Source organism: Methylocella sp., assembly GCF_044226135.1.
Lineage (GTDB): Bacteria > Pseudomonadota > Alphaproteobacteria > Rhizobiales > Beijerinckiaceae > Methylocapsa.
This window is the reverse complement of sequence record NZ_JBGAHM010000004.1, coordinates 123,721-147,269: the sequence shown is the minus strand read 5'-3', so window position 1 is coordinate 147,269 and position 23,549 is coordinate 123,721. Positions and strand designations below refer to the sequence as shown.

Sequence of the window (23,549 nt, the reverse complement as noted above, 5' to 3'; positions counted from 1 at the left end):
GCTCAGAGCCGTTCGGCCATGGCGAGATGGGCGCGCAGCCCGGGCAGTAGGTTTTCGGCCCAGTGTTTGAGCGCCTCATTGTCGCCGCCGCGGGCGTAGCGCTCGAACAGGTCGATCGCCTCCTTGTGCGCCTCGATCTGGTCGTCCCTGAAGCGCTGGTCGAATTTTTCGCCGGTAAGCGCCTTGAGCGCGTTCATGCGGCTTTGCGCCGAGCCGTTGAGCGCGTGGGGCAGGTCGACCCTGATCGAATGCTCGGCCATGACGGCGCGCAGCGACCCCGCAGCCGCGCCATGGTCGGAGACGAGCTTTTCGGCGAAGGCTTTGGTCGCGGCGTTCCCCTTCTCTTTGGCGAGCGCGCCGGATTCGATCTCGAACATGTCGCTGACCGCGGCCTCGCGGACGAAATCCGGCGTCGAGGGGCTGACGCCGAGCATGGCGTTGACGCCGGTTTTTTCGGTGATCGATTCGGCGCTCGTCGCCTCCACCCCGAACAGGGCGAGAAGGCTTAAAGCGCCGCCGGCGAGCGCGGCTTTGCGGGTCATGGGGCAATTTCCTCGGGGCGGCTGCGTGAGCGCCCCTAACCCATGCCCTGGAGTCGGGTTCCCGCCGACGCGCCGGCGCGGCGCCTCAGGCCGCCCGCCGCGACTGCGCGTCGAAAAGGGCGAGCGTGTGCTTGGCGATCATCGCCTCTTCGTTGGTCTTGACGACGAAGACGCGCGTGCGCGACCGCTCTGACGAGATGATCTCCTCATTAGCGCGATTGGAGGTCCGGTCGAGCTCGACGCCGATCCATTCCATGCCTTCGAGCGCGCGCTCGCGCACCTGCCAGGCGTTTTCGCCAATGCCGCCGCAGAAAACGATGGCGTCGATGCCCTTCAGCACGGCGGCGAGGCCGCCGAGCTCGCGGCGGATGCGGAAGACGAAATATTCGATCGCCTGCTGCGCCTCCGGCCGCTCGGAGGCGAGCAGTTCGCGCATGTCGTTCGAAAAGCCGGAAAGACCGAGCAGGCCGGAGCGCTTGTAGAGCAGGTCGACGATTTCGTCGGCGCTCATCTTCTTTTCCTGCATCAGATAGAGCACGACGCCGGGATCGAGCTGGCCGCAGCGCGTGCCCATCGGCAGGCCGTCGAGCGCCGTGAAGCCCATTGAGCTTGCGACCGAAAGCCCGTCGCGGATCGCGCACATGGAGGCGCCATTGCCGAGATGGGCGACGACGACGCGTCCGGCGGCGTGCAGCGGCGCGATCTCGCGCAGCTTGCGCGTGACATATTCGTAGGAGAGGCCGTGGAAGCCGTAACGGCGGACGCCTTCGTCATAAAGCTCGCGCGGCAGAGCGAAAGTGTCGTTCACATAAGGATGCGAGCGATGGAACGCCGTGTCGAAGCAGGCGACCTGCGCGACATGCGGCCAGGCTTCGCGCGCGCCGACGATGCCGGCGATGTTGTAGGGCTGGTGCAGCGGCGCCAGCGGGATCAGCGCCTCGAGGTCCTTGAGGACGGCGTCGGTGACGAGCGCCGGGGCGGCGTGATTGACGCCGCCATGGACCACGCGATGGCCGGCCGCGACGACATTGGCGTTGGGGAAGGCGCCCTGGCGCCAGGAGAGAATGCGGCGCAGCGCCTCGGCGTGGAAGGGAACGTCGCTGCGTTCCTGACGTTTCGCCTGATGGATGATCTCGCCGGCGCCGTCCCTGATGGTCAGGCGGCGCTCCTCTCCGGCCATTTCGGCGAGCCCGACGGCGTGCGGCTTGAGCGCGTCGCTGACCTCTTCGAACAGGGCGAATTTGATCGAGGAGGAGCCGGCGTTGAGCGTGATGACGCAGCGGTTGGCGATGGCGCTCATGGCGTCTTGCCCTCGGTGGCGGCCACGGCGCTTTCGCCCGTCTGGAGCCAGTGCGCGTAGAGCACGGCGACGGCGCAGGAGAACAGGCGCGAGCCTTCGTCGTCGGCGCGGCTCGTCAGCATGACCGGGGCCCGCGCCCCGAGCACAAGCCCCGCGCCCTCGGCCTGGGCGGCGTAGGTCAGCTCCTTGGCGAGGATGTTGCCGGATTCGAGATTGGGCGCGACGAGAATGTCGGCGCGGCCGGCGACGAGCGAGGTCAGCCCCTTGGTGCGCGCGGCCGAGATGCTGATGGCGTTGTCCATGGCGAGCGGCCCGTCGACGACGCCGCCCGTGATCTGGCCGCGCTCGCTCATCTTGGAGAGGGCGGCGGCGTCAAGCGTGGACTGGATCTTCGGATTGACCAGCTCGACGGCGGAGAGCACGCCGACCTTGGGCTTCGCGAGACCGAGCGCGCGGCCGAGGTCGATGGCGTTCTGCACGATGTCGACTTTCTCTTCGAGCGTCGGCGCGATGTTGATCGCGGCGTCGGTCACGAGCAGCAGGTTCGGCAGCGTCGGCGCGTCCATGACGAAGACATGGCTGACGCGGCGGGAGGTGCGAAGGCCGCCCTGCGACTTCACGACATGGCGCAGCAGCTCGTCGGAATGCAGATGGCCCTTCATGACCGCCCGGGCCTGGCCGAGCCCGACAAGCTCCACGGCTCTCGCCGCCGCCTTGTCATGGCTCTCCACATTCTCGATGGCGACGCCGGAAAGGTCCGCGCCATGCGCCTTGGCGATCTCGCGGATCTTCGCCTCGTCGCCGATCAGGATCGGCACGATGAGCCTTTCGCGGCCGCCGGCGAGGGCGCCGAGCAGCGCGTTCTCCTCCTCGGGGGCGACCACGGCCGTCGGCATGGCGTCGAGCCCGGCGCAGGCGTCGAGCATGCGCGCCATGTTGCGATGGCGCGAGACCGTCAGCCCCGGCAGGGCGACGTCGGCGACGACGCGCCGCTCCTCGGGCGCGCGCACCTCGGCGACGCCGTCGGCGATCAGCGTCCCGGCGCGCTCGATCCGCGTCGCCAGCACGATCGTGCGCGGCGCGCGGCGCTCGATGACTTCGACTTTCACCGCGAGCTCGTCGCCGACTTCGGCGCGGGCGTGGAAGCGCAGGCTCTGCGCCTCATAGACCGTGCCGGGACCGGGCAGCAGATTGCCGAGCACGGAGGAGAAAAGCGAGCCGATCCACATCGAGGGCGCGACGTTCTGGCCTTCGGCGTCCTCCCCCGGCGCATGCGGCAGGTTGAGCGGATTGAGATTGCCGCTCACATGGGCGAAGACGTAGAGATCGTCCGGGGCGACGACGCGCTTCGTCGCGGCCGTGTCGCCGACGGCGATTTCGTCGAACAGGCGGTTTGACAGGGTCACTGCGCGGCCTCCACGTTCTCGAAGGCGGGCATGGCGCCGGCCACGTCGGTTTCGACCGGCATCCCCTGCGCGGACAGGCCGAACTCGGCGCGCAGCCGCCCGACCATGGCCAGGGTGCGATCGTTCATCTCGGAGACGTCGCCGACGACGTAGCGGAGGACGTCGAGCGCGCGACGGCGTTCGTCCTCGGTCGGAATCATGTCCGGCAGGGTCGTGATCGCCGCCTCGGGCTCGAAGTCGACGATCAGCGCCTGCTGGTGGATCAGATTGGCGCGGCCCTCCTCGCCGAGGCTGGCGAAGGGCTCGGTCGTCTGCAGCGTCGCGTTGGAGCGCTCGAGGCGGGTCTGGCGGACCTCGCCGCGCGCCCGCGCGAGCAGGATCAGCATGCGGATCACCGCCGCGGCGAAGCCGCCCTCGCGGATCGCCGCGAGGGCGTCGCGCACCTTGGGCAATTCGCGCAGCTCGTCGGCGACGTCGTTCGCGGGCCTCTTGGGGTCGTCCTCGACGATGCGCGCAAGCAGCGGGTTAGAATAGACGGCGAAGAACGCCCATTCCTCGGCCGCGCCGCGCAGGTCGCGCCAGAAGTCCATCGTGTCTTCGATCATGGCCGCGAAGATCTTCTCCGTCTCGAAGAAGGGATTGCCGGGCTTGACCGGCCGGCGGGCCGCGCGAACCGCCTCGGCGACCGGCGCGATCGCCGCCACGACCGGATTCTTGCTTGAGACGAGCGAGCGGCGGGCGCGCAGCGGATGCATCCGCGCCTGCGCCTGCGCCAACGCCGGCGAGGACATGGCCTGCACGAAGGGGCGCATGTAGAGCTCGTAGACGTCCACGCCATAGTCGGAGAGGCGCGCGACGACCTTGAAGGGCGTGTCGTCGTCGCCGACGCCATAGACGGCGAGGTCGGACAGCCGGCGCTCCTCGAAGCCCACAAGATATTGCGGCTCGCCGTTTTTGGGCTCGAGCTGCTCGATCTGCATCTCATAGAGACCCGGCGAAAGCGCCTCGATCGCGTCGAGCATGCCGACGATCCGGTCATGCTCCTTCAGCGCCACCTTCGCCGAGACGAAGATGCCGAGATGCCCGATCTCCTCATGGACGATGTAGATGATCTTCTGGCCGCGGGCGCGGATTTCGCGCTCGTCGCGATAGACTTTCGAGATCCAGCCGAGCGCCTGCGGCGGCGGCGTGATGTCGTCGCCCTTCGAGGCGAAAACGACGATCGGCGAGCGGATGTGGCGCAGATCGAGCGCGCCGAGCGCGCCGAGACGCGCCGTGCCCTGCTCGAGCCGGTTGCCGATGAACAGATTCTCGACGATCCAGCGCATCTCGGCTTCGTTCATATTGTAGAACGACGACCACCAGCGCTCGAACGCCTTGAACCGCGGCCCCTCGCTGTCGACTTTCGAGAAGACGTTGTAATATTTCATGAACCAGGTGTTGCCCGGATTCATCTGTTCGAAATTGAGGACAAGGTTCGCGCCGTCGAACTGGCCGTTCGCCAGATCGCAGGCCATGAGCGTGGGGGCCGCTCCGCCGACGAGGCCGCCCTTGTAGCGCAGCGGATTCTCGCCCCGCTTGCCGCCCCAGTAGCTGAGCGGCGCGCCGTTCAGCACGATGGGCCCGGTGACGTAGGGGTTGACCGCCGCGACCAGCGCCGCGGCCCAGCCGCCCTGGCAGTTGCCGAGCACCGCGGGATTCGCCGCGCCCGGATGGCGACGCGACACCTCGCGCACGAAAGCGCCTTCCGCCGCGCACACGTCGGCGAGCGTCTGGCCGGGCTCCGGGGCGGGGAAGAACATGACGAAATAGACGGCGTGGCCGTGGGCGAGGGCGACGCCGACCTCGCTGTCAAGCTTGAAGCCGCCGATGCCGGGGCCGTGGCCCGCGCGCGGATCGATGATTATGAAGGGACGGCGCAGCGGATCGACCGGCGTCCCGTCCGGGGGAATGATGCGCGCGAGCACGTAATTGACCGGCCGCTCCATCTTGCGGCCGTCGATCAGCACTTCATAGTCATAGACGAGCACGGGGCGGCGCTCGCCCTCCGACTGGGCGTTGAAGGCGTCGCCGACCTCGCGCATGATGTCGGCGTAAAGCGCCGCGCGCTGGGCGAAGTCATAGACGTAGTCGGCGAAGTCGCGCACCAGGTCGAGCGGCTGGCGGCGCTCCGCCCAGGTCTTGCTGAATTTCGCCGCCAGCGCCTCGGTGGTCGCGCCATGCTGCTCGCGAATGCGGCGCGCGTGGCCCGACCGCAGGTCGTAGAGCGACTGCGACAGCGCCGCCGCCTCGTTCATCTCCCGCGTGAGGCGCTCGCCCCGCTCCTTCCATCCAAGCGCGGGAAAGACGACGGGATCGTTCGGTTTGAAAGGCACGTTCATCGCGGTCTTTCCTTGTTCGACGGACCTTGTTCGACGGAGCTTGTCCAAACCTTGCGCGTCGCGGCGCGGATCTCGCTTTCGCGCCGCCTCAGGCGACGATGCTGAGCCCCGCGTCGACATAGATCGTGGCCCCGGTCATGCCCGAGGCCGCGCCGCTGACGAGGAAGGCGACCGTGCGCCCGACTTCCGCGATGTCGACGAGGCGATGGCTCGGCGCGCGCTCGACGGCGGCGTCGATCAGCTCGTCGAAGGCCGCGATGCCGCTCGCCGCGCGCGTCTTGAGCGGGCCGGGCGAGACGGCGAAGACGCGGATCCCCTTTTGGCCGAGTTCGGCCGCGGCGTAGCGCACGCTCGCCTCGAGCGCCGCCTTGACCGGGCCCATCATGTTGTAATTATTGACCACCTTGTCGGCGCCGTAATAGCTCATGGTCAGCAGCGCGCCGCCCTCGGTCATCAGCGGCTCGGCGAGGCGGGCCATGGTCAGGAACGAATGGCACGACACCGCCATGGCCTGCTGAAAGCCCTGGAGCGAGCAGTCGATCACTCTTCCATGAAGGTCGTCGCGCGGCGCGAAGGCGATGGAATGAATGACGAAATCGAGCCGGCCCCAGCTTTTGCGGATCGCCTCGAACGCGGCCTCCATCTCGCCCGGCTTCTCGACGTCGAGCGGCAGGATCAGCTCGGCGTCGAGCCCTTCGGCGAGCGGGCGCACGAAGCGCTCGGCCTTTTCGTTGAGATAGGTGACGGCGAGGCTCGCGCCCAGCGCCTTGAGGCTCGCGGCGCAGCCATAGGCGATGCTGTCGGCGTTGGCGACGCCGACGACGAGGCCCTTGCGGCCGCGCAACATGTCGCCGACCCGTGTGTCGGGCGCCCAGATCTGGGGAAAAGCGTCGCTTTCGGTCAGTTTTGTCACGGCGTTCTCCGGGCGGCCGGCCGCGGGCGGCCCGGCCTTGACTGAGGCGCGCCGGCCGAATTCACCGCGCGGTTTAGCAGGGGTTCATGACAAACTCGCGGCGCAGATCCATGCTTAGACCAGGGTTTCGCTGCAACGCAACACCGGAGGGCGATTAAATTCCGCGCCGGCCGCGCCGTCCAAAACGCCCGCTCGCGCGTTGACTCGAGCGGGGCCGGGGCGCGCCGCCCCGGCCGTTTCCAGAAATTCCGGAGATCCCATGCTCAGCACCGGACGACAGCTCGCGGCGGCCCGCGCTCTTCTCGGCTTTTCCCTCGCCGATCTTTCCAGGGAGAGCGGCGTCGCGGAGGCCGCCATCGCGGCCATGGAGGCGGGCCCCGGCCAGATCGACGCGCCCGCGCCGCAGGTCGAGGCGGTCGCCGCCGCGATCGAGGCCGCCGGCGTCGAACTGCTCGGCGACGGTCGTCCCGGCGTGAGGCGCAAGAGCGCGCTCGGCGACGACGCGACGATCGAGCTCGAGGAGCTCAACAGCGCCAATGACGGCGGAGCCGGCTAGGCGGCCGCTCCGGCTGGTCCGCTCCGGCCTGGCCGCGCGGCGCGCGGCGTTGCGACGGCCGCCGTCTTCAATTATCATGATCATCCTATCTGGGCGGCATGATTCGGAGCGGCCCCGCGGCGTCGCGCGCGCGTCGCGCCGGGAACGAACTGCGCAAGGTCCCATCGATGGCGAGATATGAAAAGGGCCACAAGGCCGAGACCCATCGCCGCGTCGTCGAGATCGCCGCGCAACGGTTCCGCGCCCAAGGCGTCGACGGCGTCGGCGTCGCCTCGCTGATGGCCGACGCCGGCCTGACCCATGGCGGCTTCTACGCGCATTTCGCCTCCAAGGAGGCGCTGGTCAAGGAGGCCCTGCTCGCGGCCCTCGCCGGCGGGCGCGTCTATGACGGCGCCGAGGGCGCGCCGCTCGATCTTGGCGCCTTCATCGACCAGTATCTGTCGCCGTCGCATCGCGACAAGCCGGGCTCGGGATGCGCGCTCGCGGCGCTTGCGCCGGAGCTGTCGCGCCGCCCGCGCGCGACGCGGACCGCCTTCGCCAAAGATTTCGGCCGCCTCGCCGCGCGCGTCGCCTCGGGTCTGCCCGAAAAGGGCTCCGCCGAGGACCGCCTCGCCCTCGCCTATGGGCTTTACGGGCAGATGTCGGGCGTGCTGCAGCTTGCCCGCGTCGTCACCGACAAGGCCCTGTCCGACCGCATTCTCGCACAGGGGCGCGACGCCGCGCGCAGCTTCGCCGGGCTCGCCGCCGTCCCTGCGGCCGCGCCGGCGCCCGCGAAGATCGCGTCCGCAAAGGCCGCGCCAACGCCCGCAAAGGCCGCGCCAAAAGCCGCGCCAACGCCCGCGAAGACCGCGCCAAAGGCCGCGCCAACGCCCCCGAAGGCCGCGCCGCGGCGCGCCCGCGCCGCAAAAAACTAGAGTCCGCTCCGCGGCGGGAGCCAGGCGCGGGTTTCGTCCCGACATCTTGCTGACGGGCGTCATGCGCCCGGCGCAGCGCGCAAAGGCCTCGGGTCATGTACTGGATCGACGGCGCGACGCTCGACGCCTCCCGCGCCCCGTTCGACCTCGCCGACCGCGGCCTCACCCTCGGCGACGGCCTGTTCGACACCGCGCTCGCGCTGAACGGCCGCGTGTTCCGCAAGGAGGCTCATCTCGCGCGCCTCGAAGACGGCCTCGCCCTGCTCGGGATCGACGCGCCGATCGCGCGCGCGCGCGCCTGCATGGACGCGCTCGAGGCTCATGGCGCGCGCCATAGTCTGCGGGTGACCGTCACGCGCGGCGCGGGGCTGCGCGGGCTCAACCCTCTGGGCGCGCAAAAACCTGTCGTGTTCGGCGCGCTCACGCCCTATGCCGCCGCGCCCTTCCCGCGCCTGCGTCTGCACCTCGCCCCGATCCGCCGCAACGAGACCTCGCCCGCCTCCCGCGTCAAGGCGCTCTCCTATCTCGACGCCATTCTCGCGATGCGCGAGGCCGCGGCCGCGGGCTTCGACGACGCGCTGTTCCTCAACGGCGCCGGGCGCGTCGCCTGCGCCGGCGTGGGCAATGTCTTCGCCCTGTTCGGCGACGAGCTGGCGACGCCGCCGCTCGACGACGGCGTGCTGCCCGGGATCATGCGCGCGCTTGTGCTTGAACAGGCGCCGGCCCTCGGCCTCGTCCCGCGCGCGCGCTCCTTCGGCCTCGACGAGCTTTTGCGCGCCGACGCCGCCTTCATGACCAACAGCCTGCGCCTTGTCGCGCCGATCGACGCCGTGGGCGGGACGCGCCTGCCCGAGCGGGGGCGCGCGACGCTCGACGCGCTTCAGGCGCTGTCGCGCCGCCTCGTCGAGGCCGAATGCGGCGCGCCGTTATGAGCGCGCCCGACGAGCGCCTTCCCTTCGAGGCCGAAACGCCGCCCGGGCCGGAGCGCGCCGCCGCGCCGGAGCGCCAGAGCGCCGTTCTCGCCGCCCTCGCCGCGCGGGCGGGCGAGACGGCGCGCCGCCTCAGGCCGGCCTTCGCCGCGCTGCGCGCCGAAGCCTTCGACCTCGTCTTTCCGCCCTGCTGCATCGCCTGCCGCGCCGCGGTCGCGAGCCGGTCGGCGCTCTGCCCCTCCTGCTGGACCAAGACGCGCTTCATCGAGCGCCCCTATTGCGAGCGCCTCGGCGCGCCCTTCGCGGTCGATCTCGGCGAGGGGCTGCTGTCGCCCGAGGCCGTCGCCCATCCGCCGGTTTTCGCGCGGGCGCGCGCTGCGGTCGAATTCGACGACGGGCCGGCGCGGCTGCTCGTGCACCGGCTGAAATATTACGACCGTCTGGAGATCGCCCGGCCGATGGGCGCGTGGATGGCGCGCGCCGGCGCCGAGCTGCTCGCCGACGCCGACGTCCTTGTCCCCGTGCCGCTGCACCGCTGGCGCCTGTTCGGGCGGCGCTACAATCAGGCGATGGCGCTGGCCGAAGCCGTCTCGGCCGAAAGCGGAATCCCGGTCGACCCCTTCGGCCTCGCGCGCGTCAAGGCGACGAAGACGCAGGTGCGCCTCACGCGGACGCAGCGCGCGCTCAATCTCCAGGGCGCGTTCAGGGTGGAGGAGGCGCAGGCGGCGCGGATCGAGGGGCGCAACGTCGTGCTGATCGACGACGTGCTGACGTCGGGGGCGACGGCCAACGCCGCCGCCCGCGCGCTGCTGCGCGCGGGAGCCGCGCGGGTCGACGTGCTGACCTTCGCCCGGGTGGGCTGACGGGCCGGGCCCGTTCAGGCGGCCTGCGCCTCGAGCGTCGGCGAGACGGTGAAATTCGCCTCGGTCTTGGCCTTGATCTCGTCGACCGTGACGCCGGGGGCGAGACGCGCCAGCGTCATGCCCGTCCCGCCGTCCTTGTCGATGTCGAACACGGCGAGGTCGGTGATGACGCGGTCGACCACGGCCGAGCCGGTGAGCGGCAGGGTGCAGGCGTGGAGCAGCTTCGACTGGCCCTTGGCGACATGCTCCATGACCACGACGACGCGCTTGACGCCGGCGACGAGGTCCATCGCGCCGCCCATGCCCTTGACCATCTTGCCGGGAATCATCCAGTTGGCGAGGTCGCCCTTTTCGGTGACCTCCATGGCGCCCAGGATGGCGAGGTCGATATGGCCGCCGCGGATCATGCCGAAGCTGTCGGCCGAGGAGAAGAAGCTCGTCGTCGGCAGCTCGGTGATGGTCTGCTTGCCGGCGTTGATGAGGTCGGCGTCTTCTTCGCCCTCATAGGGGAAGGGCCCCATGCCGAGCATGCCGTTCTCGCTCTGGAGCTGCACGTTCATGCCGGGCGGAATGAAATTGGCGACGAGCGTCGGGATGCCGATGCCGAGATTGACGTAAAAGCCGTCGCGCAGCTCCTTGGCCGCCTCGGCCGCCATTTCGTCCCTGGTCCAGGCCATGTGTCTTCGCTCCTTGGAACTCTGATGGGTCAGGCGCGCCCGCAGGCGCTAGGCCGCGCGCGGCCGCGTCGTCCGCTTCTCGATCATCTTCTCGACGTTCGGCGTATGCACGACGCGCTGCACGAAGATGCCGGGCGTGTGGATCTCGTCGGGGTCGATCTCGCCCGCCGGCACGAGGTGCTCGACCTGGGCGACCGTGACCCTGCCGGCCGTCGCCATCATCGGATTGAAATTGCGCGCGGTCTTGCGGAAGACGAGATTGCCCTCGGCGTCGCCCTTCCAGGCGTGGACCAGCGAGAGGTCGGCGACGATGCCGCGCTCCATGACATAGGCGTGGCCGTCGAACTCGCGGATCTCCTTGCCGTCGGCGATCACCGTGCCGACGCCGGTCTTGGTGAAGAAGGCCGGGATCCCCGCCCCGCCCGCCCGGATGCGCTCGGCGAGCGTGCCCTGCGGATTGAACTCGAGCTCGAGCTCGCCCGAGAGATAGAGTTTCTCGAACAGCTTGTTCTCGCCGACATAGGACGAGACCATCTTTTTGATCTGGCGGGTCTCGAGCAGCAGGCCGAGACCTGCGCCGTCGACGCCGGCGTTGTTCGAGACCACGGTGAAGCCCGTGGCGCCCGTGTCGCGCAGGGCGTGGATGAGCGCGCTCGGAATGCCGCAGAGGCCGAAGCCTCCGCACATCACCGTGATGCCGTCCTTGACGAGGCCGGCCAGCGCCGCGTTGGCGTCCGGGAAAACCTTGTTCATGCGGGCGTCCGTCTCTCCTTGGGGCGCGGCTGGCGCGGATCTGGGCGCGCTCGCGCCACGCGTGCGGCGCGGCGCGAACGGGGGCGGGCCGGGACTTTTTGACGCGGCGCCCGCGCCACTATAGTCAAGCCCGCAGGGCTGTTCCAGCGGGTTTTGGCGTTGCGGCGAGACGCGCCGACGAACCGGACACGAGACCTGCGCGAGACCAAAATGACCGATCCCCTCTTTGACCGCGCCCTCGGGCGCCGCCGCCTCGCGCGGGCGCTCGCCCCGGGTTTCGAGGATTTTCTGCTGCGTCTCGCCGTCGAGGGGATCTGCGACCGGCTCTCCCTCGTCAATCGCGCCTTTTGCGCCGCGCTCGACCTCGGCACGCCGACGCCGCTGCTCGCCGAGAGCCTCGGCGGGCGCGTTTTCGCGCGCATGGCGCCTCTGCGCGAGACCGCGCGCGGCGGGACGCTCAACCTTGTGGGCGACGAGGAGGCGCAGCCCTTTGCGCCCGAAAGCTTCGACCTCGCGGTCAGCGCGCTGGCGCTGCAGGGGGTTCATGACCTGCCGGGCGCGCTCGCGCAGGCGCGCCGCGCGCTGCGGCCCGACGGGCTGTTCCTCGGCTGCCTCGTCGGCGGGCGCAGCCTGCATGAGCTGCGCGCCGCGCTCGCCGCCGCCGAGGCCGAGATTTCGGGCGGGGCGAGCCCGCGCGTCTTCCCCTTCGCCGACGTGCGCGACATGGGCGGGCTGTTGCAGCGGGCGGGGTTCGCCCTGCCCGTCGCCGACGCCGAGACGACCGTCGTGCGCTATGGCGACATGTTCCGGCTGACGGCCGACCTGCGCGCCATGGGCGCGGCCAACACGCTGTCCGCGCGGCTCAGGACGCCGACGCGGCGCGCCCTGTTCTTGCGCGCGGCCGAGATTTACGCTGAAAGATTCTCGGATTCCGACGGGCGGCTGCGCGCGACCTTCGAGCTGATTTATGTCTCGGGCTGGGCCCCGCATGAGAGCCAGCAGAAGCCGCTGCGCCCCGGCTCGGCGCAAATGCGGCTCGCCGACGCGCTGAAGGGCGCGCGCCCGTCCGACGACCCCGGCGCTTAATCGGGCAGCAGCTCCCAGCGCGCCTCGACCTCGACGCTCAGCGTCTCGACGCCGGGCTCGATCGGGATCGCCGTCCCGGCCCCGCCGGCCTTGTCGGCGCGGGCCATGGCCATGGCGACCGGACGCGGCCCGGCGCCGCGCGGCGCAATGGACAGGATGCGGCCGAGCTTGACCTTGAAGCCCTTGATATAGGCGTCGGCCTTGCGCTCGGCGTCGCGCATCGCCTCGCCGCGCAGCGCGTCGAGCGCCGCCTCCTTGTTCTCGACGTCGAAATAGACGCCGTCGAACCGGTTCGCGCCCGATTCGATCCAGCGCCGCGCCAGCGCGCCGACGCGGTCGAGCTGGCGCAGGCGCACGCTGATCTCGTTGCGCGCCTCATAGCCGCGCGCCGTGCGCCTGACGAGCCGCCCGGCGGGGTCGCGCTCGTCGTCATAGAGCGGAATGAGCGTGACCCCGAGCGTGCGGATGTCGCGCGGCTCGACGCCTTCGGCCCTGACCTCGGCGATCACCGCCTGCGTCGCCCGGGCGTTGGCCTCCGCCGCGTCGACCGCGGTCTTCTTCTCGGTCGAGACCGCGAAGCTCAGCACGGCGACGTCAGGCGGCACTTCGGCGCGCGCCTCCCCGACCACGGTGATCGAAGGGAGGGCGGCGGGCTCCTGCGCGTCGGCTTGCCCGGCGCAAAGGCCGATGGCGGCGGCGAGCGGGAGGGTCGCGGCGCGCGTCAGGCGCGTGGGCTGCGCCGGGGAGCGGGGGCCTGGCGTGCGCGGGCGGGCGGATGGGGGCAAGGGCGCGTCCTTTGTGCGATGCGGGATCGCGGTGACGAATAAAGGAAGACGCTTCACGACAATAGAGAAATTCGCCGCTTTGTGCTATGCGGCCGCATGACCTTGCTGAAACGTGAACAGGCCGCCCCGGTTCCGGGCGCGGAAACGCCCGATCTCGCGGCGGCTCCGGCGTCCGTCGCGACCGGCGCGGCGAAGCCGAGCCTCGCCGGCGCGACGCGCGCCGAGCTCGCCGACGCGCTGCGCGCGCTCGGAACGCCCGAGCGCGAGATCCGCATGCGCGTGGCGCAGCTCTGGGGCTGGATCTACCAGCGCGGCGCCGCCTCGTTCGACGACATGCTGAACGTCGGCAAGGGGCTGCGCGGCGCGCTCGGCGAGCGTTTTTCGCTGGCGCGGCCGCAGGCGGTCAGCGAGCAGCTTTCGGTCGACGGCACGCGCAAATGGCTGATCCGCCTGCCGCCGGTCGACGGCCGCAGCGCCGAGGTCGAATGCGTCTATATCCCCGAGCACGACCGCGGCACGCTGTGCGTGTCGAGCCAGGTCGGCTGCACGCTGACCTGTTCCTTCTGCCACACCGGCACGCAGAAATTCGTGCGCAACCTGACGACGGCCGAGATCGTCGGCCAGCTTCTCGTCGCGCGCGACCGCCTCGGCGATTTTCCGGGCCGCGCGCCGCCCGCCGACGGCAAGGTTCCGGGCGAAGGCTCGCGCTTCGTGTCGAACGTCGTGTTCATGGGCATGGGCGAGCCGCTCTACAATCTCGACGCCGTGGTCGAGGCGATCGGCGTGATGTCGGACGGCGACGGGCTGTCGCTGTCGCGCCGGCGCGTCACCGTGTCGAGCGCCGGCGTCGCGCCGCGGCTTGGGGAGCTTGGCGCGCGGTCCGGCGCCATGCTGGCGATTTCGCTGCACGCCGTGCGCGACGAACTGCGCGACCGGCTGGTGCCGCTCAACAAGAAATATCCGATCGCCGAGCTCATCGCCGCCTGCCGCGCCTATCCCGGCGCCTCCAACGCGCGGCGCGTCACCTTTGAATATGTGATGCTGAAGGGGATCAACGATTCGCCGGCCGAGGCGCGCGAGCTGGTGCGGCTGCTGAAAGGCCTGCCGGCCAAGATCAACCTCATCCCGTTCAACCCCTGGCCCGGCTCTCCTTACGAATGTTCCGACGAGAAGACCATCTCGGCCTTCTCCGACATCGTGTTCAGCGCGGGCTACGCAAGCCCGGTGCGGACCCCGCGCGGACGCGACATCCTCGCCGCCTGCGGCCAGCTCAAGAGCGAGACCGAGAAGCTGCGCGCCCGGGCGCGCCTCGCCGCGCTCGAAGACTGAGTTTTTCGCAGGCGACTGAGCTTTTGGCGGGTAAGGGAGCGGGCGAAAACGGCGGGCCGCGGCCCGCCCCCTATTCCGCCGCGCGCAGCGCCGCCGTCAGGACCTGCGGCGCGTCGAGGGCGGCGGCGAGCCTGACGTTCGAGTGGGCCGTCGGCCGCGTCCCGAAACGGTCGAGCGCCGCGCGCAGGGTCTCGGCGACCTTGATCCCCATGCCGAGCGGAAAGGACGGGTTGGCGCTGTGCCAGGCGCCCTGCACGACGACGTCGGCCTTGATGTCGGGGCGCGAATTGAGCGCGCCGAACCAGTCGAGCGAGCCCATCACGTCGATCACGTTCTGATAGGGCGCCGGCATGCCGATCTTGGCGCTGAAGGTGACGATGCGAAGCTGCGAGGCGAGCCGCGCGGTGCGCAGCGGGTTCTCGGCCGCAAGCGCGTAAAGCGCCTCCGAGATCACGAGATTGCCCTTGGAATGGCCGACGAGCAGATCGGTCGCGAAGCGCTCGTCGCCGAGCAGCGCGATCAGCGTCTCGGTGTCCTTGCTGGTGCGCGCGAAGGCCGCGCCCGCCTCAAGGGTCTGCTCCGTGCGGGACAGGCGCTTGGTCAGCGCGTCGAGCGGCTCGAACAGGTGACGCAGGCTGTTGAGGCCGCCGAACCAGAAGAAGCCGCCGAAGGCTTCGGTCAGCACGTCGGCGAGGCCATAGCCCGAAACCACCGCGGCGGCCGGCTCGCCGATCGCGTCGGCGACGTTGCGCGCGAAGGCCGCGGCGCCGAGCGCGGAGCTGCCGACGCCCGCGACCGCGAGCGCGCCCACTTTCTCCTGCGCGGCGAAAAACTCCTCGACGCTCAGAAACACCCGGATCAGCCCTGATCCGGTCGGCGGCGCGACGAGGATGGCGCCTTCGCGCGCGAGCCAGAAGGCGAGGTTTGGAATTTCATCTTCGGTCACCGCGGCGACGTCATAGAAGATCGCGTCGAGCGCGGCGTTGCGGCGTTGCAGCGCGCCGAGCGCGACGGCCCGAAAAGGATTGTCGGCGAATTTTTCAGGAAAAGCGGCGAAACGGTCAAGTTGAACGGCGCTGAGCGTCGCAAATGAATCCATCGGGCGTCCTCCAGACCATGTTTTTCTTTAAAATGCCCGAGTTTGCCTGAGAGGAAAAGGCGCTAGCGCAAATGGCCTAGACTTGAACGCGCGCCTTGCGCGGGCCGCGTCGCGCCCAGCCCCGCCACGACGGCGAGCGACAGGGAAATCAGCGCGTTCCAGACGGCGAGCGACAGGCCGAAGACGCGCAGCGTCACTTCGTCGCAGCGCACGACCTTCACGGCCTGAAGCTGTCTCAACAAATCGTTTGTCGAGCCGATGCGGCCGATCGGCCCGGCGCAGTCGGACGGGCCGGGCCAGACCCCCCATTCGACGCCGGCGTGATAGGCGCCGAAGACGGCGCTCCCCGCAAACAGCAGGGCGAGCGCCGCGAGCGCGGCCTGCGCCGCGCCCCCCAGGCCCGCACGCGCAAGGGCGAGCGCGAGCGCCGCGAGCGGGACGCCGGCATAATAGGGGATGCGCTGCTTGAGGCAGAGCTCGCACGGCGCATGGCCCAGCGCCTGGAAGATCCACGCCCCGCCGAGGGTCGCGGCGGCGACGGCGAGAATGAGGGCGGCAGTCCGGGTCTGGTCGAACAAACGGGGCATGGCGCGCCTTACACCTTGAATCCGGAGCGATTTTCGTCCGGCCGAACGGTTTTGTCCGGCCAAAGGTCGCCCAGAGCGCAGTCGAACTTCGGCACGTCGCGAACGCGCTCTAACTTTTTGTTTTTGCGCATTTTCTTAACGTGAAAGTCGGCAACTTTTCCTGAAAACGCCTAGAAGGATTTTCCGGCGAGCCAGAAGCCCAGCACGACGGCGGCGGCGAGGATCAGCAGGAACCAGCCGAAATATTTGTCGAGCAGCTTCTTGATCGGCTCGCCGTAATATTTGAGCAGCAGCGCCAGCGCGAAGAAGCGCGCCCCGCGCGTGATCATGCACAACAGCACGAACAGCGGCAGATTATAGCCGAGCAGCCCCGACACGATGGTCACGAGCTTGAACGGGATGGGCGTGAAGCCCTTGACCAGAATGACCGCCCAGCCCCAGCGCTCATAGAGCGCGCGCAGATCGTCGACGCGCGGCCCGTAATGGTAAAGGTCGATCAGCCATTTGCCGACCGTCTCGTAAAGCAGCGCGCCGATGGCGTAGCCGAGCAGCGCGCCGAGCACCGAGCCGACGGTGCAGATCAGCGCATAGGTCCAGGCCCGCGCCGGGCGGGCGATCGACATCGGCACCAGAATGGCGTCGGGCGGAACCGGAAAGAAGGAGCTTTCCGCGAAGGCGATGAAAAACAGCGCGGTCGGCGCATGGCGGCTTTCGGCGAGCGAAAGCGTCCATTGATAGAGCTTTTTGAACATCGTTCGGCGAGCCGGGGAAGCGCCGCGCCATCTGGCCTTGCGCCGTCGCGGCCGCGGCTGTCGGAGGATGCGCCTTTTCTTCAAGGCGGCGCAGGTTTAGCCTTTTTCGCAGCGCAATGTCCACCGGCCGCATTATCCGCCGCCCGCGGGCGCGGCCTGCGCGCGGCGCAAGGCGACGGCGCGGGGCGGGCGATGGCGCGGACCGCCCGCTTTCGTCTAAGGTGCGGGCCGCGACGGGGCGACAGGCTGGGGCGAGAGGACGGGTTTGACGCGGGGCGAAGATCACGACAGCGGCGGCTTGCGCCTTGCGGGGGACGACGCCTTCGCCAGGGCGCGGCGCGTCAGCGCCGCCCTCGCCGCGGCCGACAGCGCCACCGCCCTGCTCGAGCGCCGCTGCGGCGGGCCGATTTTCGCGCGCGCCGCCGCAGCGGCGGCGGCCGAGGCGACGCCGGCGCAGCGCGCGCGCCTTTGCGTCGGCGCGCGCGAGCCCGTCGTCTTCCGCGCCGTGCGTCTCGTGCATGGCGAGCGCGTCCTGTGCGAGGCGCGCAACTGGTATGTGCCGGGCCGGCTCGACGCGCAGGTTCTGGCCGCGCTCGCCGACGGCGCGACGCCGTTCGGGCGCGCCGCGGCCCGGCTTGCGCCCGCACGCCGGACCATCGCCTCGACGCTCCTGTTCGACGCCGCCTGCCCCGCCCCGCCCTGGGGCGTGCTGCGCCATCAGGCGCTGGTCATCGGGCCGGCCGGCGCGATCTGCGAGGTCGAGGAGCTGTTCACGCGGGACGTGCTGGCTTTTTTCTGAACGGCCCGGCCGTCACGACAGGTCGACGGCGTGGCGCTTCAGATCCTCAAGCCGGCAGTGCTCCAGCGCGCCCTCATGCGTTGCCATGAGCACGACGCGGGGCGCCGCGCCGGCGGCGAGCGCCTCGGCCCAGCGCGGCGCGCACAGGCACCAGCGGTCGCCGGGCCGGACGCCGGGAAAGCCATATTCGGGCAGCGGCGTGGCGAGGTCGTTGCCGGCCGCCTTCGAGAAGGCCAGAAACGCCTCGCTCGCGACGACGCAGACCGTGTGGCTGCCAAGATCCTCGGCCGCCGTGTCGCAGCAGCCGTTGCGGAAGAAGCCCGTCAGCGGATCGTCCGAGCATGAGGCGAGCGGCCCGCCCAGAACATTGCGCGAAGGGCGCCGTCCGCCCCCGCCCGTGTCGTCTCTCAACATGCCAGCCTCCGTTCGCCGTCCGCCCGTCACGCCGCGCGGAAAGGGAAAAGCAAGGACGACGCCAGCGTCGCCGCTCAGGCGAGGCTGGCGCAAAACCTCTGGATCCTGGCGCAGGCGTCTTCGAGCAGCGCGGTCGACGTCGCATAGGAGACGCGGAAATTGGGGCCGAGCCCGAAGGCCGAGCCCTGCACCACGGCGACGCCCTCGGCCTCAAGCAGGGCCGAGACGAAATCCTCGTCGGTCGCGATCGTCTGGCCGCCCGGCGTCTTCCGGCCGATCGCCCCGGCGCAGGACGGATAGACGTAGAACGCCCCCTCGGGCGTCGGACAGCGCAGATGGTTCGCCTGGTTGAGCATGGAGACCACGAGGTCGCGCCGCGTCTCGAAAATCCTGCGCCGCTCGTTGATGAAATCCTGCGGCCCGTTCAGCGCCTCGACCGCGGCCCATTGCGCGATCGAGCAGGCGCCGGAGGTCTGCTGGCCCTGCAGCGTCTCCATCGCCTTTATGAGCTCGGCCGGGCCGGCGGCGTAGCCGATGCGCCAGCCGGTCATGGCGTAGGATTTCGAGACGCCGTTCATGGTCAGCGTGCGCCGGCGCAGGCGCGGCTCGACCTGCGCCGGCGTCGCGAAGGAAAAGTCGCCATAGACGAGATGTTCGTAAATGTCGTCGGTCAGGATCCAGACATGCTCATGGCGCAGCACGACGTCGGTCAGCGCCTTCAGCTCGTCATGGCCATAGGCCGCGCCCGAAGGGTTCGACGGCGAATTGAGCAGCACCCATTTGGTTTTCGGCGTGATCGCCCGCTCAAGCGCTTCGGGGCGCAGCTTGAAGCCGTCCTCGAGCCGCGTCTCGACCGTCACCGGCCTGCCGCCGGCGATCAGGACCATGTCGGGATAGCTCACCCAATAGGGCGCCGGAATCACCACCTCGTCGCCCGGATTGATCGTGGCGAGGAAGGCGTTGAACAGGATATGCTTGCCGCCCGTCCCGACGATGGTCTCGGACGGCCTGTAGTCGAGCCCGTTCTCGCGCGCGAACTTCGCGGCGATCGCCTCGCGCAGCGGCGCGACGCCGGCGACCGGCGTATATTTGGTGTCGCCGCGGCGGATCGCGGCGATCGCCGCGTCCTTCACATTGTCGGGCGTGTCGAAATCCGGCTCGCCGACCGACAGCGAGATGATCTCGCGCCCGGCGTTTTTGAGGTCGCGCGCCTTCTGCGTGACCGCGATGGTGGCGGACGGCTTCACGCGCAGCAGCGCGTCGGCGACGAAAGGCATGGCGGCTCCGGCGTCTTTTCGGGTCAGGCCCGCTTTAAGCGTCGCCGCGCGCCGGCGCAATCCCATGGCGCAATCCCATGGCGCGCCCATGGCGCGGCCCCGCGGCGCGCGCCCGCTTCAGGCGGCGCGGCCACAAACGCGCCCAAACCGTTAACTCTGAAACCTTTTTCCAAACGGCGGCGTTGGCGCGTCAAATGCTTGTTTACGTCCGTGGCCGGAAATGAACGTCGATGACGGCCGGTGTGGGCGCGCACATGAAGGGCGCGCCGCCTGCGCCAGGAAGATGGACGGGCGGACGTGAAGAATTTGGCGGAAGCGGCGCGGCGCTGGAGCAGGACCATGGCATTGGCGGAACGTTTCGATCCGGGCGCCGGCGATCTCGGCTTCGTGCGCAGCTATGATCTGGAGTCGGCGCGCCGGCAGCTTCAGGTGTCGCTGCTGCTGGTGCTCACGCTCGCCTGCGCCGCGCTCGCCCTGGTGGCGACGGCGGGCTTCGGCGCCGCCCCGCGCGGCGATCTTTCCGCCGCGCCGCAGCCGGCGATCGCGCGGCTCGCCCAATCTTGACTGGACAGCGGGGGGCGCTGTCGTCAAACTGTAATACGAACTTCCTAGAGGCCCCCGGGAAGCTCGCTTGAGAGACCGCGCTCCTTCCGGAGCGCGGTCTTTTTGCGTCGCCGACCCCTAAGGGGCGCGGCCTGAGCCTTCAACATGCCATACAATTTTTTATACTGCTTAGCCGCCGCGGGCGCAAGCGGCGCCGGTCGCCGCCCGCTCCGGCCAGGGTCAGCTCAGCCAAGCCCCAGCACGTCGCGCATGGTATAAAGCCCGGCCTTGCGGCCCCGCCCCCACAAAGCCGCCTTGACGGCGCCGCGCGCAAAAATGGCGCGATCCTCCGCCGCATGCGAGAGAACGAGGCGTTCGCCCGTTCCGGCGAAGATCACGCTGTGCTCGCCGACCACCGTGCCGCCGCGCAACGTGGCGAAGCCGATGGCGCCTTCCGGCCGCACGCCCGTATGGCCGTCGCGCATGCGCACGGCATGGCCGGCGAGGTCGATTCCGCGGCCTTTTGCCGCAGCTTCGCCAAGCAGCAGCGCCGTGCCGGACGGCGCGTCGACCTTCAGGCGATGATGCATCTCGACGATCTCGACGTCGAACTCGGGGCCGAGCGCCCTCGCCGCCTGCTCGACCAGCGCCGCAAGAAGATTGACCCCGAGGCTCATGTTGCCCGAGCGGACGACGACCGCGTGGCGCGCCGCGGCGGAGAGCCGGGCGAGATCCCCGGGCGCAAAACCCGTCGTGCCGATCACATGGACGACGCGGGCCTGGGCCGCGAGCGTCGCGAGCGACAGGGTCAGGGCCGGGGTGGTGAAGTCGAGAATGGCGTCGGCGTCGACGATCGCCCTGAGCGGGTCGCTCGTGAGCAAAACGCCAAGCGCGCCGCAGCCGGCGAGCGCGCCGGCGTCCTGCCCGAGCAGGGGCGAGCCCTCCCGCGTGAGGGCGGCGACGAGGCGCGCCGCCTGCGTTTCGGCGACGACGCGCACGAGCGCCCGGCCCATGCGGCCGGCCGCGCCGGCGACCACGAGGCGCATGGGCGTCATCGGGCGAAATTTCCGAAAGGCATGGGAGTCATCATGGCGGGATTTGAAATCGGCGGGCGGCCAGTCTAGCGCGGCCGCTCCCCGCTCTTCAACTCCCGAAACCGCCCGCGCCCGTCGCGCCTGCTCAGCGCATCAGGCGCAGCGCGTCGAAGCGCGCCGGCGCCGTCACCACGCGGCAGGCGTTTTCGTCGTCGCGATCGTCGCAGACGACCTCCGCGCCGTCCGGGTACGACACTTCATTGTCGCAGGCGACGAAGAAACGGCGCGTCCCGCCTGCTGCGGGGCGCGCCTCGACGCGCAGCGGCTGGCAGTCGGTGCGGTAGCTCAGCAGGCGCAAAATCTGATAGTCGTGAATCTCGGCGCGGGCGACGGAGACGGCAAGCAGGCCGCAAGAAACCGCGAGCAGGCCGCCGGCGAGAAGCGCGCGCCGCCTCACGGCGCGGGCGCGGCGCGCCGCGCAGACGAGGCCGGCGCCGGCTCGATCCAGATCCGCCAGCTTTAGGCGCCGGTGACGTCGAGCGTATAGATTCCCGGCGTGGCGAGCGGAAAGCTCGCCTCGCCGCCGCCGCCAAGATGCAGGTTCTGCACGACGGCGCCTTTCTCGTCCTTGAGATACATGACGAAGATCGGCCCGTCGCTCTGGTAGCGGATGACGATGGGGCTCGAGACCACGAACGGCTTCGTCGTCTCGGAGAGGCGGCCCTGGAAGGTCGGCCGTTCGAGGCGCGCCTGCAGGGCGTCGTAGCAGGCGAGGCGAGGCGCGGCGTCGGCCATGGCGCGACAGGCCCTGAACGCGCCGCGCAGCGTCTCGACGTCGGCGTCCTGCGTCGCGGCGCCGGCGCGCCTGGCGGGCGCGAGCGCCGCCGCAAGAAACGCCGCCGCGAGCAGCGCCGCCGGACGACGTCGCCTCACTGCGGGCGCGGATGGGGGTGGGCCGCCTCGAAGTCTTTCTGCGCGGCGGCGGGATAGGTCTCCCAGATCGGCTTGTCCGTCTGCCAGTCGTGCGGGCAGCCCTGGCAATCCTGCATCCAGGCGTTCTCGAAGACGGCGTAGCGGATCTGCGGCCCGTCCATCATGGCGCCGGTCAGGTCGGATTCGCCGAGCTTCGCCTCCTGCATGTCGGTGTTGACGAATTTCGCGCCGCGAAAATTCGCGCGCCGCGCCTGGGCCATCTCCATATTGGCGACGGTGAAGTCGCCGCCGCTGAGATTGGCGCCGCCGAGCCGCGCATGGTCGAGATTGGCGCCGACGAACAGCGCGCCCGGCGCCTTCGCGCCCTGCATGAAGACGAATTGAAGCTGCGCGCCGCTGAGGTCGGCCCCAGAAAGGTCGGCGCCGCGCAGGTCGGCGTAGCGCAGGTCGGCGCGCGCGAGCTTCGCGCCCTTGAGGTCGGCGCCGTTGAGATTGGCGCCGCGCAGATCGGCGAAGCGCAGGTCGGCGGCGGCGCATTGCGCCCTGGCCTCGACCCGGCATTCGTTGACGACCCACGGGTCGGGGCGCTCGACGTGGTTTTCGATCACCTCGAAGGCGTGGGCCGAGACCGGCGCGGACGCCGCGGCGGCGAGGAGAAGGCGGCGCACAAGCGCCGCCAACGGCGGGGATCGATTCATTGGCGGTCCTTTTGCGACGATGCTGAAATCTTGACGGGTCAGGCGAGAAGCGGCAGGCGGCTTTCCTCGACGCCCGGCAGCAGGTGCATGACCGAGCGCTGGAATTCATAGCGCGCGACGGCGATCGGCCGCGTCCAGTCGGGCAGCGGCGTCTCGATCATTTCAAGGACGTCGAGGCCCTCGTCGAAGCGGTCCGCGACCGTCGTTTCGACGAGGTCGAGCCAGCGGCGGGTCTGCTCGAATCCGCGCGCGCCCGGCTCGACCGGCCCATGGCCCGGGATGAGAAGCCTGTGCGGCACGTCTTCGAGCGTGTCGAGCGAGAGGCGCCAGCGCGGAAGGTCGGCGTCCGGCGTCGTCGCGGCGCGGTCGAGGAAGACGAGGTCGCCGGCAAAGAGCAGCCCGGACGTCTCCTCATAGAGACAGAGGTCGAGCGCCGTGTGGCCCGACAGGGCGAGGCGGCGGAATCTGCGCCCGCCGACCTCCTCGACGCCGTCGGCGGCGACGAGATAGGGCGCCGGCACGACCGTGCCGCGCATCCAGTCGCCGACGAGGCGGTACATTCCGGCCGCGATGTCGTCGCCGCGCCGCTTGAGGTCCTCGGGCAGGCCCGCGCCGACGCGCAGGACGCTCATGTCGAAGGCCGAGGCGCCGAACAGGTGGTCGGAATGGATGTGCGTTATGTAGACCCGCGCCGCCGGCTTGCCGGTCAGCGTCTCGACGAGGGCGGCGAGCTCGACGCCGTAGCGATGCGACGGGCCGGCGTCGACGACGACGGCGCCCTCCCTGGTGTCGATGATGGCGACGTTGGCGATGGCGCCGCCGTTCGCCGGCGTGATCGGCTCATTGGCGCCATAGACCACCCAGACGCCTTCGGCGACCGGGGTCGGGCGCAGACCGTAGACGCGCTCGGCCGCGCGCGCCTCGGGGACGGCGGGAAGAAACGGCGCCGCCGCCGCGCCGGCGAAAGCGCAGGCGCCGG

At 70.1% G+C, this 23,549-nt stretch carries 26 protein-coding genes; 8 read left to right on the top strand and 18 right to left on the bottom strand.

The window, feature by feature from the left end:
- Positions 1–2: 2 nt before the first annotated feature.
- From ACILRB_RS03780 to fabI, 5 genes are all read right to left on the bottom strand, one after another.
- A complete protein-coding gene (locus ACILRB_RS03780) occupies positions 3–542 on the bottom strand; it encodes a DUF4142 domain-containing protein (RefSeq protein WP_395664955.1) in 540 nt (179 codons plus the stop codon).
- Positions 543–627: 85 nt separating this feature from the next.
- Positions 628–1,842 (bottom strand): acetate/propionate family kinase, encoded by a 1,215-nt coding sequence (locus tag ACILRB_RS03775; protein WP_395664954.1) that lies wholly within the window; start codon positions 1,840–1,842, stop codon positions 628–630.
- Positions 1,839–3,248 carry a bifunctional enoyl-CoA hydratase/phosphate acetyltransferase gene (locus ACILRB_RS03770; protein ID WP_395664953.1) on the bottom strand — a complete coding sequence of 470 codons (1,410 nt, stop codon included), beginning with the start codon at positions 3,246–3,248 and terminating at the stop codon, positions 1,839–1,841. Before ACILRB_RS03770 ends, ACILRB_RS03775 begins: the two co-directional genes overlap by 4 nt.
- Positions 3,245–5,629, bottom strand: coding sequence for a DUF3141 domain-containing protein (locus tag ACILRB_RS03765; protein WP_395664952.1), 2,385 nt, complete (start codon positions 5,627–5,629; stop codon positions 3,245–3,247). The genes ACILRB_RS03770 and ACILRB_RS03765 overlap by 4 nt, the downstream gene beginning before the upstream one ends.
- An 88-nt stretch (positions 5,630–5,717) precedes the next feature.
- Positions 5,718–6,476: an enoyl-ACP reductase FabI gene (gene fabI, locus ACILRB_RS03760; RefSeq protein WP_395664975.1), complete on the bottom strand. Its 759-nt coding sequence runs from the start codon at positions 6,474–6,476 to the stop codon at positions 5,718–5,720.
- Positions 6,477–6,801: 325 nt separating this feature from the next.
- Between fabI and ACILRB_RS03755 the strand changes: the two genes are divergently transcribed.
- The 4 genes from ACILRB_RS03755 to ACILRB_RS03740 all read left to right on the top strand — a co-directional run bounded on the left by ACILRB_RS03755 (position 6,802) and on the right by ACILRB_RS03740 (position 9,804).
- Complete coding sequence (locus ACILRB_RS03755; RefSeq protein WP_395664951.1) at positions 6,802–7,098, top strand: hypothetical protein; 297 nt, start codon at positions 6,802–6,804, stop codon at positions 7,096–7,098.
- A 167-nt stretch (positions 7,099–7,265) separates the two neighbouring features.
- The gene (locus ACILRB_RS03750; RefSeq protein ID WP_395664950.1) at positions 7,266–8,012 is read left to right on the top strand and encodes a TetR/AcrR family transcriptional regulator; all 747 of its coding nucleotides are present in this window, start codon (positions 7,266–7,268) and stop codon (positions 8,010–8,012) included.
- Between the two features lie 95 nt (positions 8,013–8,107).
- Entirely contained in the window at positions 8,108–8,944 is an 837-nt protein-coding gene (locus tag ACILRB_RS03745; protein WP_395664949.1) for an aminotransferase class IV, read from the top strand.
- Positions 8,941–9,804, top strand: coding sequence for a ComF family protein (locus ACILRB_RS03740; protein WP_395664948.1), 864 nt, complete (start codon positions 8,941–8,943; stop codon positions 9,802–9,804). The genes ACILRB_RS03745 and ACILRB_RS03740 overlap by 4 nt, the downstream gene beginning before the upstream one ends.
- 14 nt (positions 9,805–9,818) lie before the next feature.
- On the opposite strand, the gene ACILRB_RS03735 is transcribed toward ACILRB_RS03740, so the two are convergent.
- Positions 9,819–10,481 (bottom strand): 3-oxoacid CoA-transferase subunit B, encoded by a 663-nt coding sequence (locus tag ACILRB_RS03735; RefSeq protein WP_395664947.1) that lies wholly within the window; start codon positions 10,479–10,481, stop codon positions 9,819–9,821.
- Positions 10,482–10,529: 48 nt separating this feature from the next.
- Positions 10,530–11,234: a CoA transferase subunit A gene (locus ACILRB_RS03730; RefSeq protein ID WP_395664946.1), complete on the bottom strand. Its 705-nt coding sequence runs from the start codon at positions 11,232–11,234 to the stop codon at positions 10,530–10,532.
- Positions 11,235–11,444: 210 nt separating this feature from the next.
- Between ACILRB_RS03730 and ACILRB_RS03725 the strand changes: the two genes are divergently transcribed.
- Positions 11,445–12,320: a methyltransferase domain-containing protein gene (locus tag ACILRB_RS03725; RefSeq protein ID WP_395664945.1), complete on the top strand. Its 876-nt coding sequence runs from the start codon at positions 11,445–11,447 to the stop codon at positions 12,318–12,320.
- Here the strand turns inward: ACILRB_RS03725 and ACILRB_RS03720 are convergent.
- Entirely contained in the window at positions 12,317–13,105 is a 789-nt protein-coding gene (locus tag ACILRB_RS03720) for an SIMPL domain-containing protein (RefSeq protein ID WP_395664944.1), read from the bottom strand. The genes ACILRB_RS03725 and ACILRB_RS03720 overlap by 4 nt on opposite strands.
- Before the next feature lie 96 nt (positions 13,106–13,201).
- Here ACILRB_RS03720 and rlmN point away from each other — a divergent pair, with 96 nt between their 5' ends.
- Positions 13,202–14,434 (top strand): 23S rRNA (adenine(2503)-C(2))-methyltransferase RlmN, encoded by a 1,233-nt coding sequence (gene rlmN, locus ACILRB_RS03715; protein WP_395664943.1) that lies wholly within the window; start codon positions 13,202–13,204, stop codon positions 14,432–14,434.
- Positions 14,435–14,504: 70 nt separating this feature from the next.
- Here the strand turns inward: rlmN and ACILRB_RS03710 are convergent, their stop codons facing one another.
- The 3 genes from ACILRB_RS03710 to ACILRB_RS03700 form a co-directional block, all read right to left on the bottom strand.
- The gene (locus ACILRB_RS03710; RefSeq protein WP_395664942.1) at positions 14,505–15,533 is read right to left on the bottom strand and encodes a hypothetical protein; all 1,029 of its coding nucleotides are present in this window, start codon (positions 15,531–15,533) and stop codon (positions 14,505–14,507) included.
- A gap of 62 nt (positions 15,534–15,595) precedes the next feature.
- Positions 15,596–16,120, bottom strand: a complete 525-nt coding sequence (locus tag ACILRB_RS03705) for a disulfide bond formation protein B (RefSeq protein WP_395664941.1) — start codon at positions 16,118–16,120, stop codon at positions 15,596–15,598.
- A gap of 170 nt (positions 16,121–16,290) precedes the next feature.
- Positions 16,291–16,872 (bottom strand): YqaA family protein, encoded by a 582-nt coding sequence (locus ACILRB_RS03700; RefSeq protein WP_395664940.1) that lies wholly within the window; start codon positions 16,870–16,872, stop codon positions 16,291–16,293.
- A gap of 298 nt (positions 16,873–17,170) precedes the next feature.
- Here ACILRB_RS03700 and ACILRB_RS03695 point away from each other — a divergent pair, with 298 nt between their 5' ends.
- Positions 17,171–17,671 carry a hypothetical protein gene (locus ACILRB_RS03695; protein ID WP_395664939.1) on the top strand — a complete coding sequence of 167 codons (501 nt, stop codon included), beginning with the start codon at positions 17,171–17,173 and terminating at the stop codon, positions 17,669–17,671.
- A 12-nt stretch (positions 17,672–17,683) separates the two neighbouring features.
- Here ACILRB_RS03695 and ACILRB_RS03690 read toward each other — a convergent pair whose 3' ends face one another.
- Positions 17,684–18,085, bottom strand: coding sequence for a DUF2237 family protein (locus ACILRB_RS03690; protein ID WP_395664938.1), 402 nt, complete (start codon positions 18,083–18,085; stop codon positions 17,684–17,686).
- A 74-nt stretch (positions 18,086–18,159) separates the two neighbouring features.
- A complete protein-coding gene (locus tag ACILRB_RS03685; protein WP_395664937.1) occupies positions 18,160–19,362 on the bottom strand; it encodes a pyridoxal phosphate-dependent aminotransferase in 1,203 nt (400 codons plus the stop codon).
- A gap of 339 nt (positions 19,363–19,701) precedes the next feature.
- Between ACILRB_RS03685 and ACILRB_RS03680 the strand changes: the two genes are divergently transcribed.
- Positions 19,702–19,926, top strand: a complete 225-nt coding sequence (locus ACILRB_RS03680) for a hypothetical protein (RefSeq protein WP_395664936.1) — start codon at positions 19,702–19,704, stop codon at positions 19,924–19,926.
- Between the two features lie 224 nt (positions 19,927–20,150).
- Here the strand turns inward: ACILRB_RS03680 and dapB are convergent, their stop codons facing one another.
- From dapB to ACILRB_RS03655, 5 genes are all read right to left on the bottom strand, one after another.
- Positions 20,151–20,960 (bottom strand): 4-hydroxy-tetrahydrodipicolinate reductase, encoded by an 810-nt coding sequence (gene dapB, locus ACILRB_RS03675; protein ID WP_395664935.1) that lies wholly within the window; start codon positions 20,958–20,960, stop codon positions 20,151–20,153.
- A gap of 124 nt (positions 20,961–21,084) precedes the next feature.
- Entirely contained in the window at positions 21,085–21,396 is a 312-nt protein-coding gene (locus tag ACILRB_RS03670) for a hypothetical protein (protein WP_395664934.1), read from the bottom strand.
- A 62-nt stretch (positions 21,397–21,458) separates the two neighbouring features.
- Positions 21,459–21,872 carry a hypothetical protein gene (locus tag ACILRB_RS03665; protein WP_395664933.1) on the bottom strand — a complete coding sequence of 138 codons (414 nt, stop codon included), beginning with the start codon at positions 21,870–21,872 and terminating at the stop codon, positions 21,459–21,461.
- Complete coding sequence (locus tag ACILRB_RS03660; protein WP_395664932.1) at positions 21,869–22,570, bottom strand: pentapeptide repeat-containing protein; 702 nt, start codon at positions 22,568–22,570, stop codon at positions 21,869–21,871. Before ACILRB_RS03660 ends, ACILRB_RS03665 begins: the two co-directional genes overlap by 4 nt.
- Positions 22,571–22,608: 38 nt before the next feature.
- The coding region (locus tag ACILRB_RS03655; RefSeq protein WP_395664931.1) for a quinoprotein relay system zinc metallohydrolase 1 at positions 22,609–23,549 on the bottom strand (941 nt) is incomplete at its 5' end.